Here is a 14,733-nt window from a genome sequence, read left to right as displayed (position 1 = left end):
CCAATCAGGACGGCGCCAGCCCTGCGCGGATCACGCGCAGGACGTTGCCGCCCATCACCTTGCGGATGTCCTCTTCGGAGAAACCTGAACTGAGCAGGGCCTGCGTAATCGCAGCAACCTGGCTTGCGTCAAAGCCCGTCGTGGTCGAACCGTCGAAGTCCGAGCCGAGACCGACGTGATCGATGCCCACGAGATCGCGCACATAGGCAATCGCCCGCGCTGCAGCCTCCGGCTTGGTCGAGCAGATCGCCCCTTCCCAGTAGCCGATTCCAATCACGCCACCGGTCTTCGCGATACCCTTGATCTCGTCATCGGAGAGGTTGCGGTTGACCTTGCAGGTCGCCTGCACGCCGCCATGGCTGGAGACCACCGGTCGCTTCGCTATCGCCAGCACCTCGGCCACCGTCGTATGGCTGGAATGCGCCAGATCGACGATCATCCCAAGTCCCTCCATACGCTGCACCACCTGTCGGCCGAGTTGAGTCAGCCCGCCCTTTTGCATGCCGTGCATTGACCCGGCCACATCATTGTCGAAGAAATGCGCGAGACCGGCCATGCGGAATCCCGCGGCGTAAAGGACATCGAGGTTTTCAATGCGGCCCTCGATATCTTGCAGCCCCTCGATTGAAAGCATTCCGCCCACAACGGAGGCTCCGCCCTTCCTGTCCGCGAGCAGCCGGTCGACTTCGACCGGCGTCGTGATCAGGCGGAGCCGGCCGCCCGACCTCGCGGCGTAGTCCCGCAGCTTCTCGGCGTGCCAGAGCGAGCGCTGCAATAGCGAATTCCAGGTTCTGATCGGCTGCAGATCGACGATGGCCAACGAGGTGATAGTATCGCTGTCGGCACTATTGGCCTTGTAGTTCTGGCCCTTCGGCGATTTGGTCACGGACGAGAACACCTGGAGCGCGTAGTGCCCTTCGACGAGGCGTGGAACATCCACATGTCCGCGATCAGATCGCTCCAGCAGGTCGCGCTTCCAGAGCAGGCTGTCGGCATGCATGTCGGCGACATCGAGCGTTGCATGCAGGGCTTGCGCTGCCGGCGTTACGTTCAACGCGACTGGAACGATCCGGTTCTGCCCCTGTTCGATACGTCCCGGTGCGACCATGAAGAAACGAAGGACAAGACCGAACACCACGATCACGACGACGGCAGCACCCGCCAATATCCATTTCTTCACGGCCCCCTCACTTACATTCGCGCCGCTGTATCCGGTCGGCGATGGCGCGGGTAGAGCTCCTTTTTCCGCCGGCACCACTAGCCTCGCCCTCTGCAACCGCGTAAATACGACAGCGCCCTTTCTTTGCAACCCGCCGAGACCTTACATGAACGCCGCCTCCTACGTCATCCCGCTTCCGCCCCAGGCTTCGCTTCCCGTCGTCGGCGAGAGCGGCCGTTATCCGGTGCGCCGCATCTGGTGCGTCGGCCGCAATTATCTCGAGCACATCCGCGAGATGGGCAATGACGAGCGCGCCCCGCCGTTCTTCTTCGCCAAGCACGCCGACATGCTGGTGCCCGATGGCGCCACCATTCCCTATCCGCCGCTGACCAAGGACCTGCATCACGAGGTCGAACTGATCGTTGCGATGAAGAGCGGCGGCCTCAACATTCCCGCCGACAAGGCGCTGGACCACGTCTACGGCTACGCCGTCGGCATCGATCTCACCCGCCGCGATCTCCAGATCGCCTCGCGCAAGAAGGAGCGTCCCTGGGAGATCGGCAAGTCGTTCGACTATTCGGCGCCCTGCTCCGCGGTGCAGCCGGCCTCGAAAATCGGCCATCCTTCCAAGGGCAAGATCTGGCTGACGGTCAACGGCAAGGAAGCGCAGAAGGGCGACCTCACCGAGCTGATCTGGAACGTGCCCGAAATCATCTGGCAACTCTCGCAGCAGGTGAAGCTCGCCGCCGGCGACATCATCATGACCGGCACGCCCGCCGGCGTGTCGCAGCTCCAACCCGGCGACAAGCTCGAATGTGGCGTCGACGGCGTCGGCACGCTGAAGGTGAGCATCGGCCAGCCGGAATAGGCTGCACACGTCTGGAATCAAAAAGCCCCGGGGGGAACCCATCCGGGGCTTTTTCTGTCTTTACCAGGCCTTCACCGGCCGATTGGCATGGCTCGTCTGCGGCACACCGCGATTGAGCGACATGTGCGAATGCACGCACAGCCAGCCCGCGCCATTTCTGGAAAACACCATCGTGGCGCGGCCGGGCCGCACAAACGCGCTGCCGTCGGGATGATAGCCCGTGCTCGTCCACGGCGCGATCACAGTCGCCATCGCGCCATCGGCAGATGCCAGAACGGAAGTCTGCTCGAGGACGAAGCGGAAATCGGTCGTCTTCGGCCAGACGTTATTCCACTGCGTCGAGACCCACTGATCAAGGCCGGGGATGACATCGTTGTGCGTGCCGAAGGCGAGCACGTCCGGATGGAAAAGCGGCCGCGCCGAAGCGTAGTCGACCTCGCGGACATAGCCCGCGAAGGTCTCCAGCCAGTTGCGGAAGAACTGCGTGATCTCCGCGTCAGCAATCGGCAGGGAGGTCATTGGCCGGATCATTCACCGTAGCGCCGACCACACGATGAGGCCGAGGATCAGCGCCGTCAGCGAGTATTTCAGCGTGTAGTAGACGTTGCGGTTCCACTCCTTGACCTTGCGGCTGGCGAGATGGATCTCGTAGAGCTTGCCGAACACCTTGTTGAGCACGCCGACATTCTCGCCATCGACGTTCTGGGTCGCCGACGCCTTGACGATGTGATGGCTGACCCAGCGGTTGATCGCGGTCATGAAGCCATACTTCATCGGACGCTCGACGTCGCAGAACAGGATGATGCGGTTGACGTCGGTCGCATTCTCGGCGCTGTGGATGAAGGTCTCGTCGAACATGAAGGCCTCGCCGTCGCGCCAGACGCATTCGACGCCGTCGACGAGAATCCGGCACTTGTTCGAATTCGGCGTGACGAGGCCAAGATGATAGCGCAGCGAGCCCGCGAAGGGATCGCGGTGCGCGCCCAGCTTGCCGCCCGGGGGCAGCATCGCGAACATCGCGCCGTGCACGCTCGGGATCGCGTTCAAGAGCTCCACCGTCTTCGGGCACAGCGTGCGCGCCGAGGGCAGGAAGTCATCATACCATTTCAGGTAAAACCGCTTCCAGCCGCTCTTGAAGAACGAGTAGAAGCCCCAATCGTTATTCTTCGCCGCCGCGCGAATGAAGCCTTCGTCGAACAGGCGGACGGCCTCGTCGCGGATGGTCTCCCAGTTCTCGCTGAGGGGCTTCAGCTCCGGAAACTGCTCGACCGGGATCACCGGCTTGTTCGGCACGGCCGAGCCGGCGTACATCAGCACGTTGTAGGGCGCGAGATAGGTCGAGTGATCGCCGAGCTGGCGCGCGAAGCGCAGCCGCTGCTTGCCGCGGAAGTGAACGTAAATCGTCGAGGCCGCCAGCACATAAAGAATGACAAGTTGCGGCGCAAAAAGCTGTTTCAGCATTTCCCCAGTTCCCAAGTGAACCCAGCCGGGGACGTCATCTACTCCGGCCGGGCCCGAGCGACAAGATATTCACCGGAGGGTTGCAATCACGCTGGGGAGAGCGTTCGGCCGGGAACTTGGGTCGAAAGGGCCGGAACCGTCCGAATCAAGCCCGCGACAGCGCCTGCAGCCCCTTGAAGGTCAGGCGCTTGGGATCGGTGACGCCGGCCAGGTAGAGACGGCGGATGAAGGCGATCACGGCCTCGCGGTCGCAATCGGTCAGCGCGACGACAGCGTCGACCGCGATCTTCTGGGCTTCCATTGGGCTCACCTCGGCTTTGCGAGTAACCCCGGCCGAGACAGGCTAGGACTCATCCGTTAAATCGGCGTTAACCGTTTTGGAACCCTCGCCGATTCAGCCGGGCCGCCGTATACGCAAAACAACGCATTGCGAGGCAGCGAAGCGGCTCAGCGCGCCTTGATGCTCTTTTTCAGCAGCGCAAACTGCTTCTTCAGCCGGGGCGCCGCGAAGTCGGTGAAGGCCCGCACCTTCGGCACCGAGAGCCGGCCCTGCGGGCAGATCAAATGCGCGGGCATCTCCGGGTCCTCGTCGCCGGCCAGGACGATCTCAAGCTCGCCGCGCGCGACCTGCTCGGCGACCTGGTACGAATACATCCGCGCCACGCCCCGCCCGGCAACGGCGGAGGCCACTGCCGCATAGGTGCTGTTGACGACGAGCCGCGGGGTAAACTGCACCGAGCGCGGCACCGATGAACCCGCCTGTGGTGCGAAGGTCCAGGAATTGGGCAGATGCGCCATCGCGACGATCTGGTGCTTGGCGAGATCGCCGGGCTCGGCGATGCGCGGATGTTGCTTCAGATAGCGCGGCGCTGCCACCACGACACGGCTGATCTCTCCGACCCGCATGGCAATCATCGCCGAATCCGCCAAAGGACCGATGCGAAGCGCGACGTCGATCCCCTCCTCGATCAGATTGACCGCGCGATCGAACAGCAGGAGCTTTGCCGACACGGTGGGATAGGCATCGAGAAACGCATCCAGAATCGGCCGCAAGACCATCTCCCCCGAGACCACGGGAGCGGTGATCGTGAGCAGGCCGCGCGGCGCCGTGCGCGGTCCCGCCGCGATGTCGTCGGCTTCCTCTAGCTCGGCGAGCACACGGCGGCAGATCGCGGCATAGCGCTCCCCCTCCTCGCTCAGCTTGATCGAGCGCGTGGTCCGGTGCAGCAATTCGGCGCCCACGCGTTCTTCCAGAAACGCGATGGCCCGGCTCACCGCCGCCGGCGAGCGGCCGAGTTTGCGTCCTGCGGCGGCCAAGCTGCCTTCGTCCACGGCCAGGACGAACACTTTCATCGCATCCAGACGATCCATTCCCTTCCCGTCTTGCTCTGGGCTTCCGCTCGCAGGCTAGGCGTTCGCCGCAACCTCGACAACTACCCGGGGTGCCGGCCCCACATTCGTTCGCGCGGCGAAAGAGTGTGTGCCGGACAGCGGCTATTCGCGACCGGGCCGCCGCGGCGTACCTCAGCACGCAAGCCAGCCGCAGCTGGCGCAGGTCTCAAAGCCAACAACAGGAGCCCATCATGGGTATCGAGCAGAAGGTCGCCATCGTCACCGGTGCATCGCAGGGCATCGGCGCCGCATTGGTGCAGGGTTTTCGCGATCGCAACTACCGCGTCGTCGCCACGGCGCGCTCCATCAAGCCGTCTGGCGACGATGATGTCCTCGCCGTTCCCGGCGACATCGCCGACCGTTCCACTGCCGAGCGCGTAGTCTCACAGGCGATCGCCCGCTTCGGTCGGGTCGACACGCTGGTCAACAACGCCGGCATCTTCGTCGCAAAGCCGTTCACGCAATACACGGCCGAGGACTATGCCGCGGTGATGGGAACGAACGTCGCGGGGTTCTTCAACATCACGCAGCTCGCCATTGCCGAGATGGAGAAGCAGGGATCCGGCCACGTGGTGCAGATCACGACCACGCTGGCGGATCAGGCCAATTCCAACGTGCCATCCGTGCTGGCCTCGCTGAGCAAGGGCGGGCTGAACGCTGCGACCAGATCGCTCGCGATCGAGTACGCCAAGCGCGGCATCCGTGTGAACGCGGTCTCACCCGGCATCATCAAGTCGCCGATGCATCCGGTCGCGACGCATGCGCAGCTCAGTGCGCTGCACCCGGTCGGTCACATGGGCGAGATGTCCGACATCGTCGACGCAGTCCTCTATCTCGAGGGGGCCTCCTTCGTCACCGGCGAGATCCTGCATGTCGACGGCGGCCAGAGCGCCGGCCATTGAGACGGGGAGAAGCACGATGCCCATCGTCACCATTCAAGTCACCCGCGAGGGAACGACGCCGGGAGCGGCGTCGCTCACTGCGGAGGAAAAGGCCGCGCTGATCAAGGGTTCAAGCCAGCTCCTGCTCGACGTGCTCGGCAAGCCGCTCGATTCCACTTTTGTGGTGATCGAGGAAGTGGACACAGACAATTGGGGCTGGGGCGGCCTGCCGGTGCAGGAATTCAGGCGCCGCCGCGCCGCCCGGACAGGATGATCCGCGCCCCCTCGCGCAGGAAGATGACATGACCAACGCAGACACGAAGCGACACGTCGAGACCCGTCCGCAACCGCGGCCGGGCTCGGCCTCACGAACAACCTGGCGGTATGCTGTGGCGGGTTTGTCCGCCTCGCTGGTCGGGCTTGGCCTCGCCCGCTTCTCCTACACGCCGCTGATCCCGGCTTTGATCGCCGCAAAATGGTTCAGCGCATCCGACGTCGTCTATCTCGGCGCTGCGAACCTCGCCGGCTATCTCGCCGGCGCGCTCGCAGCACGAGCGCTTGCCACCCGCATCGGCGCGGTCCGCGCGTTACGGACGATGATGCTGCTCGCCACCCTCTCCTTTTTCGCCAGCTCGGCGCCGTTGTCGTTCAGCTGGTTTTTCGCGTGGCGCTTCCTGGCCGGCCTCACCGGCGGCATTATCATGGTGCTGGCGGCGTCCGTCATTCTGCCGCATACCTCGGCCGCACGGCGCGGCATCGTCGGCGGTGTGATCTTCGCCGGCGTCGGCCTCGGCGTCGCGGCATCGGGCACGCTGGTGCCATTGTTGCTGCAACAGGGTTTGCAGCAGAGCTGGTATGGCCTCGGCATGCTCTCCGCCCTGCTCACGCTCGCGAGTTGGTGGAACTGGCCTGCCGAGACCAAGGCCGATGCTGCGCCCTCGCATCCAGCCAAACCTCATCGCGTCTCGCCGGCCGCCCGCGCGCTGCTGGTTCAGTACGGCCTCAATGCGGTGGCGCTGGTGCCGCACATGGTCTTCATCGTCGACTTCGTGGCACGCGGCCTGGCCCAGGGCATTGCCGCGGGATCGCGCTATTGGGTGCTGTACGGCCTCGCCGCGATCGTCGGCCCGCTGATCACCGGTCATCTCGGTGACCGCTCGGGTTTCGGCCCGGCCCTGCGCGCGGCCTTCCTGATCGAGGCGGGAGCCGTGCTGCTGCCAACCGTCAGCACCGCGCCGGTTTCATTGGTCGTGTCGAGCGTCGTGGTCGGCGGCTTCACGCCAGGCATCGTACCGCTGGTGCTGGGTCGCATCCATGAGCTCGTGCCTCACTCCAGCCAACAGCAACGCGCGATATGGAGCCATGCCACCACCAGCTTTGCGCTGTTCCAGGCGACCGCCGCTTACGGCTTCTCCTGGATCTACGCCCAGACGGGCGGCGACTACCTGTTGCTGTTCGGCCTCGGCGGCGGCGCCGCGGTGCTGGCGCTCGCGATCGATCTTGGGTTCGCGCTCATCACACGCAAGGCATAGAGGCGAGCGGCGGCGCGATCAGGAATATTGCATCACGCCGTCGTCGATCCGGCCGAAGCGCAGGGAGACGATGTCGAGCGCGTAGTTCTGGTGCAGCCGCCACGGCCGCCTGGAACCCTGCTTCGGCAGTTTTGCCACCGAGCGCTGCACGTAACCCGAGGTGAAATCGAGCGAGGGCTGCGCGGTGATCTCGGGGTCGTCATTGTGCGGCATGCACTGGCGGAAATTATGCCGGTCCATGTAGTTGATGAGCCGGCAGACATATTCGCAGGTGAGATCGCATTTCAGCGTCCAGGATGCATTGGTGTAGCCGAGCGCCGAAGCCATGTTGGGCACGTCGGCATACATCATGCCCTTGTAGGTCAGCGTATTGGCGAAATCGACGGCGCGGCCGTCGACGCTGACCTCGAGACCGCCGACGACCTGGAGCACCAGCCCGGTCGCCGTCACGATGATGTCGGCCGCAAGCTCGCGGCCGTCCTTCAGACGGATGCCGTCGCGGGTAAACGTGTCGATCTCGCTGGTGACGACGGCGGCGCGCTGCTCGCGGATCGCCTTGAACAGATCGCCGTCGGGAACAAGGCACAGCCGCTGGTCCCAGGGATTGTAGCGCGGCGTGAAATGGGTCGCGACGTCGTAGCCGGGGCCGAGCGCCATGCGGACGCCCTTCAGGATGAGGTCCCTCACCTTCGCGGGCCGGCGCCGGCTGAGCTGGAAGAAGAACATCCCCCACATCACGTTGCGCCAGCGGATCAGATGATAGGCGAGCTGCGCCGGCAAATTGCGGCGCAATTTGTTGGCGAGGGGATCCTGCGCGGGGCGCGACACCACATAGGTCGGCGAACGCTGGAGCATGGTGACCTGCGCCGCTGTCTTGGCGAGCTCCGGTACCAGCGTCACCGCGGTGGCGCCCGAGCCGATCACGACGACGCGCTTGCCCGCGTAGTCGATGTCCTCGGTCCATTTCTGCGGATGCACGATGCGGCCGGCGAAATCCGCGGTGCCCTTGAACTCCGGCGTGTAGCCCGCCTCGTATTTGTAATAGCCCGAGCACAGAAATAAGAAATTGCAGGTGAACCGCACGAGCTCGGTCGCGCCCTCGCCCGAGATGCGCTCGGCCTCGACGGTCCAGCGTGCATCAGGCGTCGACCACGACGCGCGCTTGACGCGATGGCGGAAGCGGATGTGCCTGTCGATGCCGTTCTCGGCCGCGGTCTCGCGCACATAGTTCAGGATCTGCGGCCCGTCGGCGATCGCCTTCGGATCCGTCCACGGCTTGAAGGAATAGCCGAGCGTGAACATGTCGCTGTCGGAGCGGATGCCGGGATAGCGGAACAGGTCCCAGGTGCCGCCGATGCAGTCGCGCCCCTCGAGGATGACGTAGCTCTTGGTCGGACACCTGGTCTGCAAATGATAGCCCGCGCCGATGCCTGATAGCCCGGCACCGACGATGAGGACGTCGACATGTTCTGGTTGCATGGTTTCCTCCGCCACCGGCGAGTGTCCGCCCGCCGCTGCTGGCCGTCAATCGGCAATCAGCCGTGCAGCAACTAAAAGGCGAACCGAATTCCATGCGCCGAAAACAACGAAGCCCCGGATCGCTCCGGGGCTTCGCGTCGAGATCGATCGAACCAGCATCAGTACCGGTAGTGGTCCGACTTGTACGGGCCTTCCTGCTTGACGCCGATGTAGTCGGCCTGATCCTTGCGCAGCTCGGTGAGCTTGACGCCGATCTTGGCGAGGTGCAGGCGCGCGACCTTCTCATCGAGGGTCTTCGGCAGGACGTAGACCTTCTTCCCGTACTTGCCGTCCTTGTTGTTGGCGAACAGCTCGATCTGCGCCAGCGTCTGGTTGGTGAAGGACGCCGACATCACGAAGGACGGGTGGCCCATGGCGTTGCCGAGGTTCACGAGGCGGCCTTCCGACAGCATGATGATGCGGTGCTTGTCGGGGAATTCGATCTCGTCGACCTGCGGCTTGATGTTGGTCCACTTCAGATTGCGGAGCGCCGCGATCTGGATCTCGTTGTCGAAGTGACCGATGTTGCAGACGATGGCGCGATCCTTCATCGCGCGCATGTGCTCGATCGTGATGATGTCCTTGTTGCCGGTGGCTGTGACGAAGATGTCGGCGCGGGGCGCGGCGTCTTCCATGGTCACGACCTCGTAGCCCTCCATCGCGGCCTGCAGCGCGCAGATCGGATCGACTTCCGACACCATGACGCGGCAGCCGGCCTGGCGCAGCGAGGCGGCCGAGCCCTTGCCGACGTCGCCGAAGCCGGCGACCATCGCCACCTTGCCCGACAGCATCACGTCGGTACCACGGCGGATGCCGTCGACCAGCGATTCACGGCAGCCATAGAGGTTGTCGAACTTCGACTTGGTGACGCTGTCGTTGACGTTGATGGCGGGGAACAGGAGCGTGCCCTTGTTGGCCATCTCGTAGAGGCGATGCACGCCCGTGGTGGTCTCTTCGGAGACGCCCTTGATGTTCTTGGCGATCTCGCCGAAATAGCCCTTCGGCTTCTCTTTCAGCAGGCGCTTGACCAGCGCGTAGAAGATCTCTTCCTCCTCCGAACCCGGCTTGTCGAGGAAAGCGGTGTCGCCGTTCTCGGCGCGGACGCCGGCATGCACGAGCATGGTGGCATCGCCGCCGTCATCGAGGATCATGTTCGGCGTGCCGCCGCCATGCCAGTCGAACAGCTTTGCGGTGTAGTCCCAGTACTCGGTCAGAGTCTCGCCCTTGACGGCGAACACCGGAATGCCGGCGGCGGCGATCGCGGCCGCGGCGTGGTCCTGCGTCGAGTAGATGTTGCAGGAGACCCAGCGGATGTCCGCGCCGAGCGCTGCCAGCGTCTCGATCAGCACCGCGGTCTGAATAGTCATGTGCAGCGAGCCGGCGATGCGCGCGCCCTTCAGCGGCTGCTTTGGGCCGTACTCCTCGCGGGTGGCCATCAGGCCGGGCATCTCGGTCTCGGCGAGCGAGATCTCCTTGCGGCCGAAATCGGCGAGCGAAATGTCCTTGACGATGTAATCGGTGAAGCCGGGCTTCGCGTTCATAGGGGGTTCCTGTTTGTTGGCTCGTCTTGTTGGCTCGTCGTTCCGGGGCGCTCGTGAAACGAGCGAACCCGGAACGACGCAAGAGAACTAGAGCGCGCGCTTGAGCGGCTCGACGAGATCAGTCTTCTCCCAGGAGAAGCCGCCCTCGTTGTCGGGCGTGCGGCCGAAATGGCCGTAGGCAGACGTCCGCGCGTAGATCGGGCGGTTGAGGTCGAGATGACTGCGGATGCCGCGCGGCGTGAGATCCATCGCCAGCGCCGCCGCCTTCTCGAGCTGGTCCTCCGACACCTTGCCGGTGCCGTGGGTGTCGATGTAGATCGACAGCGGACGCGCCACGCCAATCGCGTAGGCGAGCTGGAGCGTGCAGCGGTCGGCAAGACCGGCCGCGACGATGTTCTTGGCGACGTAGCGCGCAGCGTAGGCCGCCGAGCGGTCGACCTTGGTCGGATCCTTGCCGGAGAACGCGCCGCCGCCGTGCGGGGCCGCGCCGCCATAGGTGTCGACGATGATCTTGCGGCCGGTCAGGCCGGTGTCGCCGTCGGGACCGCCGATGAAGAACTTGCCGGTCGGATTGATGTGCCAGATCGTCTTCGGCGTGATCCAGTCCCTCGGCAGTGCCTCACGCACATAGGGCTCGACGATGTCGCGGATTTGCTTGGAGCTGAGGTCCTCGACCAGATGCTGGTGCGAGACCACGATCTCGCGCACGGCGACCGGCTTGCCGTTCTCGTACTGCACGGTGACCTGGCTCTTGGAATCCGGACCGAGCACCTTCTCCTTGCCGGAGTGACGGGCTTCGGAGATCAGGCGCAGGATCTTATGGGCGTAGAAGATCGGCGCCGGCATCAGGTCGGGCGTCTCGTTGGTGGCGTAACCGAACATGATGCCCTGGTCGCCCGCGCCTTCTTCCTTGACCTCACCCGGCTGAAGCGCATCGACGCCCTGGGCGATGTCGGCCGACTGCGGATGCAGGAGGATCTCGATGTCGCAGGTCTTCCAGTGGAAGCCCTCCTGCTCGTAGCCGATGTCCTTGATAGCGCCCCGGACGACGCTCTCGATCTGCTCGTTGGTCACCGACTTCGGACCGCGGGTCTCGCCGGCGATCACCACCTTGTTGGTGGTCGCGAGCGTCTCGCAGGCGGCGCGGATGGCCCACGGATCGATGCCCGCCTTCGGCCCTTCACGATAGAACAGGTCGACGATCTCGTCGGAGATCCGGTCACAGACCTTGTCCGGATGGCCCTCGGACACGGACTCGCTGGTGAAGAGATAGGACGCGCGCATCAGTAACCCCTTGTTCCGCCGCTAGCCGGCGGGCGTTTGCGATGTTTACCTTTAATGATGTCAATCACGCCGGCGCGAGATGACGTAGGATTCGTCGAGAAACCAGAGCCCATTGTACTTCCGCAGCACGTCCCTGGCGGCGTCCAGGGTGCGGCTGTTTTGAGTCATTTCCGTCAACCGGTCGTCCTCAATCTGAGCGACATACACCGCCGCATTCCACGCTGCAAAGGCCGTCGAGGTTCCGATAGTGCCCGTGACCTCGTTGGGCAGAGCTTCCATATCATACCTGAAGATCGAACGGTTGTCCGCGTAGGCATTAAAATTTAAGTCGCGGCCCACCGATCCAAGTTCATACTTAACTGCGCGCAATAGCTCATGACGGCTCACTGAGAAAGGGTTTTCTCCCGGCCAGATCGCCTGGATCATTTCCATGCCCGGATCCTGGCCATGGGAGTGGATTCCGATCAGCCGCCCTCCCGGTCGAAGCGCCCGCGCCAGGGGGGCAATAATGCGTTTGGCCCGGAAATTGACCGAGGACAGGGCCCGGTAGGGCTGGGAAGCGATGACGAGGTCGAAATTGGCCTCGGCCTGGCCCGGCCGCGGAATGGTCGCATCCAGAAGAAACCTGTGATCCTCGCGATAGAGCACGAGGACGACGGGCCGCTCGTAGAGCGGCATGGCGGTGCGGGGGCTGATCGCGGCGCGCCAGTTCTGCTCCAGGAATGGCCTCAGCTCCGCGATCTGCTGCTCGAACTCGCCCGACGAAGCGCCGCGGAGCGGCACCTCGTGCCAGACGGTAGCGGCCGCCGCAGCCGGCGATGCCGGCGTAAGCCAGGGCGCCTCCGCGTAAAACATGTTGGTGAAGACGAACACCGATGCCGGATGCTCGAAAATGCGATCCGGCACCTTTTCCAGCGTCAGGCGCAGGTCCTCCAGACTGAGCTCCTTGCCAGCGACATAGAACGGCATGTGCGGAAAGCGCTGATGCGTTGCGCGCAGCACCCGCGCCAGCACCGTGCCGTCGCCGACGCCGGCATCGAACAGGCGCAAGGCCGGCGGGCGCGGATGGATCGAGGCCAGTTCCAGCGCGACCCTGTCTGCGATCACTCGCTTTTCGCTGCAGGTGTGGACGAACAGCAGGTATTTCTGGCGGTTCTCGAAGAACCGGAAATTGCCGCGTGGATCGCGCTTTTCGGGCGGGACCTGAAGTCCCCGCGGCGGCGGCATGCCGCCGGCGATCGATGCGGCCATATAGGCCTGGATCCGCTCCAGCGTGTCGATGGTGATGCGTTTTCCCTCGCGCAGGCGATGCACCAGCTTCCCATCATTCACCGCGCGCCGGCCGAACGTCGATTCCGCCATGTCCGCCTTGCGGCAGAACTCCGTGATCTGGCTCAGGATTTCGTCGTTCTTCATGGGGTGGGACACAGTGGGCAGACAGGTTGGGCTCCGTGTCCTAGCAAATTCTGCCCACTCAGGGAATAGCGCATACGTCCGGCGCCCCGATCCGTCCGCGGCGAGCCGCCGCTGATGGCCTATGCGACCGCGCCAAACGAGGTCCCACCCGACGGCGAAGGCGCGAGCTCGCGACGCTCCGCCGCCCTCGCGCCATGTCGGCAGGGCCGGGCGTGGAGGCGCAGGAGATGTTGAGGCGGGTGCGGGCTGAGGTTGGTGTCGGCCACCAAGAACAATCAGGTGCCGTGGTCCAACTCGCCCCTGCTGGGGGAGGTCGATCGGCCGGAGGGGTGAGATGCTCTCGTGCCCGGACGCAGCGCAGCGCTTCTTCAGCGGTGCGCTGCAGAGCCGAGGCCCATATCTCCGAAGAGCAAGTCGAGCAGCATGGGTGCCGGCTCTGCGCAGCAACACAAGAGCGTTGCAGCGCGTCCCGGACCCGTGAGCCTTAGCTGCGGAGACTTACTGGCCCCACACTTCCTTCGCGATCTCGACCGCAAGGCTGAGCTTGGCCCATTGCTCCTCCTCGGAGAGAACGTTGCCCTCTTCCGTCGAGGCAAAGCCGCATTGCGGCGAGAGTGCGAGCTGCTCCAGCGGGGCGAACTTGGCGGCTTCTTCCAGGCGGCGCTTGATGTCGTCCTTCTTCTCGAGCTCACCGAACTTCGAGGTGATGACGCCGACCACGACGACCTTGTTGCCCTTGGGCAGGAAGCGCAGCGGCTCGAAGCCGCCGGCGCGGTCGCTGTCGTATTCGAGGAAGTAGCCGTCGTAATTGGTGCCCGCGAGCATGGTCTCGGCAACCGGCTCGTAGCCGCCCGAGGAGATCCAGGTGGAGCGGAAATTACCGCGGCAGACATGCGTCGTCACCACCATGTCGGCTGGCTTCTCGGCCAGCGCGTAGTTGATGATGCGTGCATAGATCTGCTGGAGACCGTCGGGATTGTCGCCGCGCTCACGCGCCTTCTGCAGTTCGTCCTGCGAACAGAGATAGGCCCAGACGGTATCGTCGAACTGGAGATAGCGGCAGCCGGCGTCGTAGAAGGCCTTCACCGCCTTGCGGTAGGTCTTGCCGAGATCCTCGTAGAACGCGTCGAGATCGGGATAGACGTCCTTGGAGATCGACTTGCGGCCGCCGCGGAAGTGGAGCACCGCCGGCGACGGGATCGTCATCTTGGCGGTGACGTGGGCCTGGTCGGCGTACTTCTTCAGGAAGCGGAAGTGATCCAGCATCGGATGGTTGTCGGGGAAGTCGAGCTTGCCGATGACGCGGACCGCATCGTGGCGGGTCTGCACGCCCGCGAACTGGATGCCGGTGTCGGGGTGAAACAGCTCGCAGCCGGTGAGCTTGGCCAGGAAGTCGAAATGCCACCAGGAGCGGCGGAATTCGCCGTCGGTCGCGAGCTGCAGGCCAATCGAGGCCTGCTTGTGCACGACCTTCTCGATCTCCAGATCCTCGATCTTGCGCAGATCGTCGGCCGAGATCTCGCCCTTCTCGAGCCTGGCGCGCGCCTCCTTGATCTTGGCCGGACGCAGGAGACTGCCGACCTCGTCGGCGCGGAAGGGGGCTCTGGTTCGCTGCATTTTTGTTTCTCCCGAAATTTCAGCGCTCGTTGTACTCCTTCTCCCCGCAAGCGGGGAGAAGCGA

14 protein-coding genes and 1 pseudogene are annotated in these 14,733 nt (G+C 64.3%); 5 read left to right on the top strand and 10 right to left on the bottom strand.

The genetic code is table 11. From position 1 onward, the window contains the following. Positions 1–4 precede the first annotated feature (4 nt). On the bottom strand, positions 5–1,258 hold the full coding sequence (locus XH96_RS13680; protein ID WP_246790076.1) for a dipeptidase: 1,254 nt from the start codon (positions 1,256–1,258) through the stop codon (positions 5–7). A gap of 67 nt (positions 1,259–1,325) precedes the next feature. On the opposite strand from XH96_RS13680, the gene XH96_RS13675 reads away from it, so the two are divergent. After that, positions 1,326–2,027, top strand: coding sequence for a fumarylacetoacetate hydrolase family protein (locus tag XH96_RS13675; RefSeq protein ID WP_028179464.1), 702 nt, complete (start codon positions 1,326–1,328; stop codon positions 2,025–2,027). A 60-nt stretch (positions 2,028–2,087) separates the two neighbouring features. Here XH96_RS13675 and XH96_RS13670 read toward each other — a convergent pair whose 3' ends face one another. From XH96_RS13670 to XH96_RS13655, 4 genes are all read right to left on the bottom strand, one after another. Next, positions 2,088–2,546, bottom strand: a complete 459-nt coding sequence (locus XH96_RS13670) for a nuclear transport factor 2 family protein (protein ID WP_194392942.1) — start codon at positions 2,544–2,546, stop codon at positions 2,088–2,090. Between the two features lie 12 nt (positions 2,547–2,558). Continuing rightward, the gene (locus XH96_RS13665) at positions 2,559–3,488 is read right to left on the bottom strand and encodes an aspartyl/asparaginyl beta-hydroxylase domain-containing protein (RefSeq protein ID WP_194392941.1); all 930 of its coding nucleotides are present in this window, start codon (positions 3,486–3,488) and stop codon (positions 2,559–2,561) included. Between the two features lie 145 nt (positions 3,489–3,633). Next, positions 3,634–3,789 (bottom strand): hypothetical protein, encoded by a 156-nt coding sequence (locus XH96_RS13660; protein ID WP_162832013.1) that lies wholly within the window; start codon positions 3,787–3,789, stop codon positions 3,634–3,636. A gap of 146 nt (positions 3,790–3,935) precedes the next feature. After that, complete coding sequence (locus XH96_RS13655; RefSeq protein WP_194392940.1) at positions 3,936–4,859, bottom strand: LysR family transcriptional regulator; 924 nt, start codon at positions 4,857–4,859, stop codon at positions 3,936–3,938. 212 nt (positions 4,860–5,071) lie between these two features. On the opposite strand from XH96_RS13655, the gene XH96_RS13650 reads away from it, so the two are divergent. Genes XH96_RS13650 through XH96_RS13640 form a run of 3 tightly spaced genes read left to right on the top strand, consistent with a single transcriptional unit; the run spans position 5,072 to position 7,293 of the window. After that, positions 5,072–5,782: an SDR family NAD(P)-dependent oxidoreductase gene (locus tag XH96_RS13650; RefSeq protein ID WP_194392939.1), complete on the top strand. Its 711-nt coding sequence runs from the start codon at positions 5,072–5,074 to the stop codon at positions 5,780–5,782. Positions 5,783–5,798: 16 nt separating this feature from the next. Next, complete coding sequence (locus tag XH96_RS13645) at positions 5,799–6,035, top strand: 4-oxalocrotonate tautomerase family protein (RefSeq protein WP_193374348.1); 237 nt, start codon at positions 5,799–5,801, stop codon at positions 6,033–6,035. Positions 6,036–6,063: 28 nt separating this feature from the next. Continuing rightward, the gene (locus tag XH96_RS13640; RefSeq protein WP_194392938.1) at positions 6,064–7,293 is read left to right on the top strand and encodes a YbfB/YjiJ family MFS transporter; all 1,230 of its coding nucleotides are present in this window, start codon (positions 6,064–6,066) and stop codon (positions 7,291–7,293) included. A gap of 18 nt (positions 7,294–7,311) precedes the next feature. On the opposite strand, the gene XH96_RS13635 is transcribed toward XH96_RS13640, so the two are convergent. The 4 genes from XH96_RS13635 to XH96_RS13620 form a co-directional block, all read right to left on the bottom strand. Continuing rightward, positions 7,312–8,772, bottom strand: coding sequence for an NAD(P)/FAD-dependent oxidoreductase (locus tag XH96_RS13635; protein ID WP_194392937.1), 1,461 nt, complete (start codon positions 8,770–8,772; stop codon positions 7,312–7,314). Positions 8,773–8,930: 158 nt separating this feature from the next. Then, a complete protein-coding gene (gene ahcY, locus XH96_RS13630; protein WP_028180562.1) occupies positions 8,931–10,352 on the bottom strand; it encodes an adenosylhomocysteinase in 1,422 nt (473 codons plus the stop codon). A gap of 87 nt (positions 10,353–10,439) precedes the next feature. Next, positions 10,440–11,636, bottom strand: coding sequence for a methionine adenosyltransferase (gene metK, locus XH96_RS13625; RefSeq protein WP_194392936.1), 1,197 nt, complete (start codon positions 11,634–11,636; stop codon positions 10,440–10,442). A 60-nt stretch (positions 11,637–11,696) separates the two neighbouring features. Then, positions 11,697–13,052, bottom strand: coding sequence for a hypothetical protein (locus XH96_RS13620; protein WP_061878907.1), 1,356 nt, complete (start codon positions 13,050–13,052; stop codon positions 11,697–11,699). Between the two features lie 111 nt (positions 13,053–13,163). On the opposite strand from XH96_RS13620, the pseudogene XH96_RS39125 reads away from it, so the two are divergent. After that, positions 13,164–13,385: pseudogene (locus XH96_RS39125) on the top strand (caspase family protein); the annotation flags it as partial. A gap of 165 nt (positions 13,386–13,550) precedes the next feature. Here the strand turns inward: XH96_RS39125 and XH96_RS13615 are convergent. Next, positions 13,551–14,669 carry a cobalamin-independent methionine synthase II family protein gene (locus XH96_RS13615; RefSeq protein ID WP_194392935.1) on the bottom strand — a complete coding sequence of 373 codons (1,119 nt, stop codon included), beginning with the start codon at positions 14,667–14,669 and terminating at the stop codon, positions 13,551–13,553. Positions 14,670–14,733 lie beyond the last annotated feature (64 nt).

The organism is Bradyrhizobium sp. CCBAU 51765 (assembly GCF_015291725.1).
Classification (GTDB): domain Bacteria; phylum Pseudomonadota; class Alphaproteobacteria; order Rhizobiales; family Xanthobacteraceae; genus Bradyrhizobium; species Bradyrhizobium liaoningense.
The sequence above is the reverse complement of the archived record's forward strand: the minus strand, read 5'-3'. Positions and strand labels throughout refer to the sequence as shown.

What these genes read in the sequence shown, in the direction of transcription:
- XH96_RS13675 (WP_028179464.1), top strand. Translation starts at nt 1,326, where the DNA reads ATGAACGCCGCCTCCTACGTCATCCCGCTTCCGCCCCAGGCTTCGCTT.
- XH96_RS13670 (WP_194392942.1), bottom strand. Translation starts at nt 2,546, where the DNA reads ATGACCTCCCTGCCGATTGCTGACGCGGAGATCACGCAGTTCTTCCGC.
- XH96_RS13665 (WP_194392941.1), bottom strand. Translation starts at nt 3,488, where the DNA reads ATGCTGAAACAGCTTTTTGCGCCGCAACTTGTCATTCTTTATGTGCTG.
- XH96_RS13660 (WP_162832013.1), bottom strand. Translation starts at nt 3,789, where the DNA reads ATGGAAGCCCAGAAGATCGCGGTCGACGCTGTCGTCGCGCTGACCGAT.
- XH96_RS13655 (WP_194392940.1), bottom strand. Translation starts at nt 4,859, where the DNA reads ATGGATCGTCTGGATGCGATGAAAGTGTTCGTCCTGGCCGTGGACGAA.
- XH96_RS13650 (WP_194392939.1), top strand. Translation starts at nt 5,072, where the DNA reads ATGGGTATCGAGCAGAAGGTCGCCATCGTCACCGGTGCATCGCAGGGC.
- XH96_RS13645 (WP_193374348.1), top strand. Translation starts at nt 5,799, where the DNA reads ATGCCCATCGTCACCATTCAAGTCACCCGCGAGGGAACGACGCCGGGA.
- XH96_RS13640 (WP_194392938.1), top strand. Translation starts at nt 6,064, where the DNA reads ATGACCAACGCAGACACGAAGCGACACGTCGAGACCCGTCCGCAACCG.
- XH96_RS13635 (WP_194392937.1), bottom strand. Translation starts at nt 8,772, where the DNA reads ATGCAACCAGAACATGTCGACGTCCTCATCGTCGGTGCCGGGCTATCA.
- ahcY (WP_028180562.1), bottom strand. Translation starts at nt 10,352, where the DNA reads ATGAACGCGAAGCCCGGCTTCACCGATTACATCGTCAAGGACATTTCG.
- metK (WP_194392936.1), bottom strand. Translation starts at nt 11,636, where the DNA reads ATGCGCGCGTCCTATCTCTTCACCAGCGAGTCCGTGTCCGAGGGCCAT.
- XH96_RS13620 (WP_061878907.1), bottom strand. Translation starts at nt 13,052, where the DNA reads ATGAAGAACGACGAAATCCTGAGCCAGATCACGGAGTTCTGCCGCAAG.
- XH96_RS13615 (WP_194392935.1), bottom strand. Translation starts at nt 14,669, where the DNA reads ATGCAGCGAACCAGAGCCCCCTTCCGCGCCGACGAGGTCGGCAGTCTC.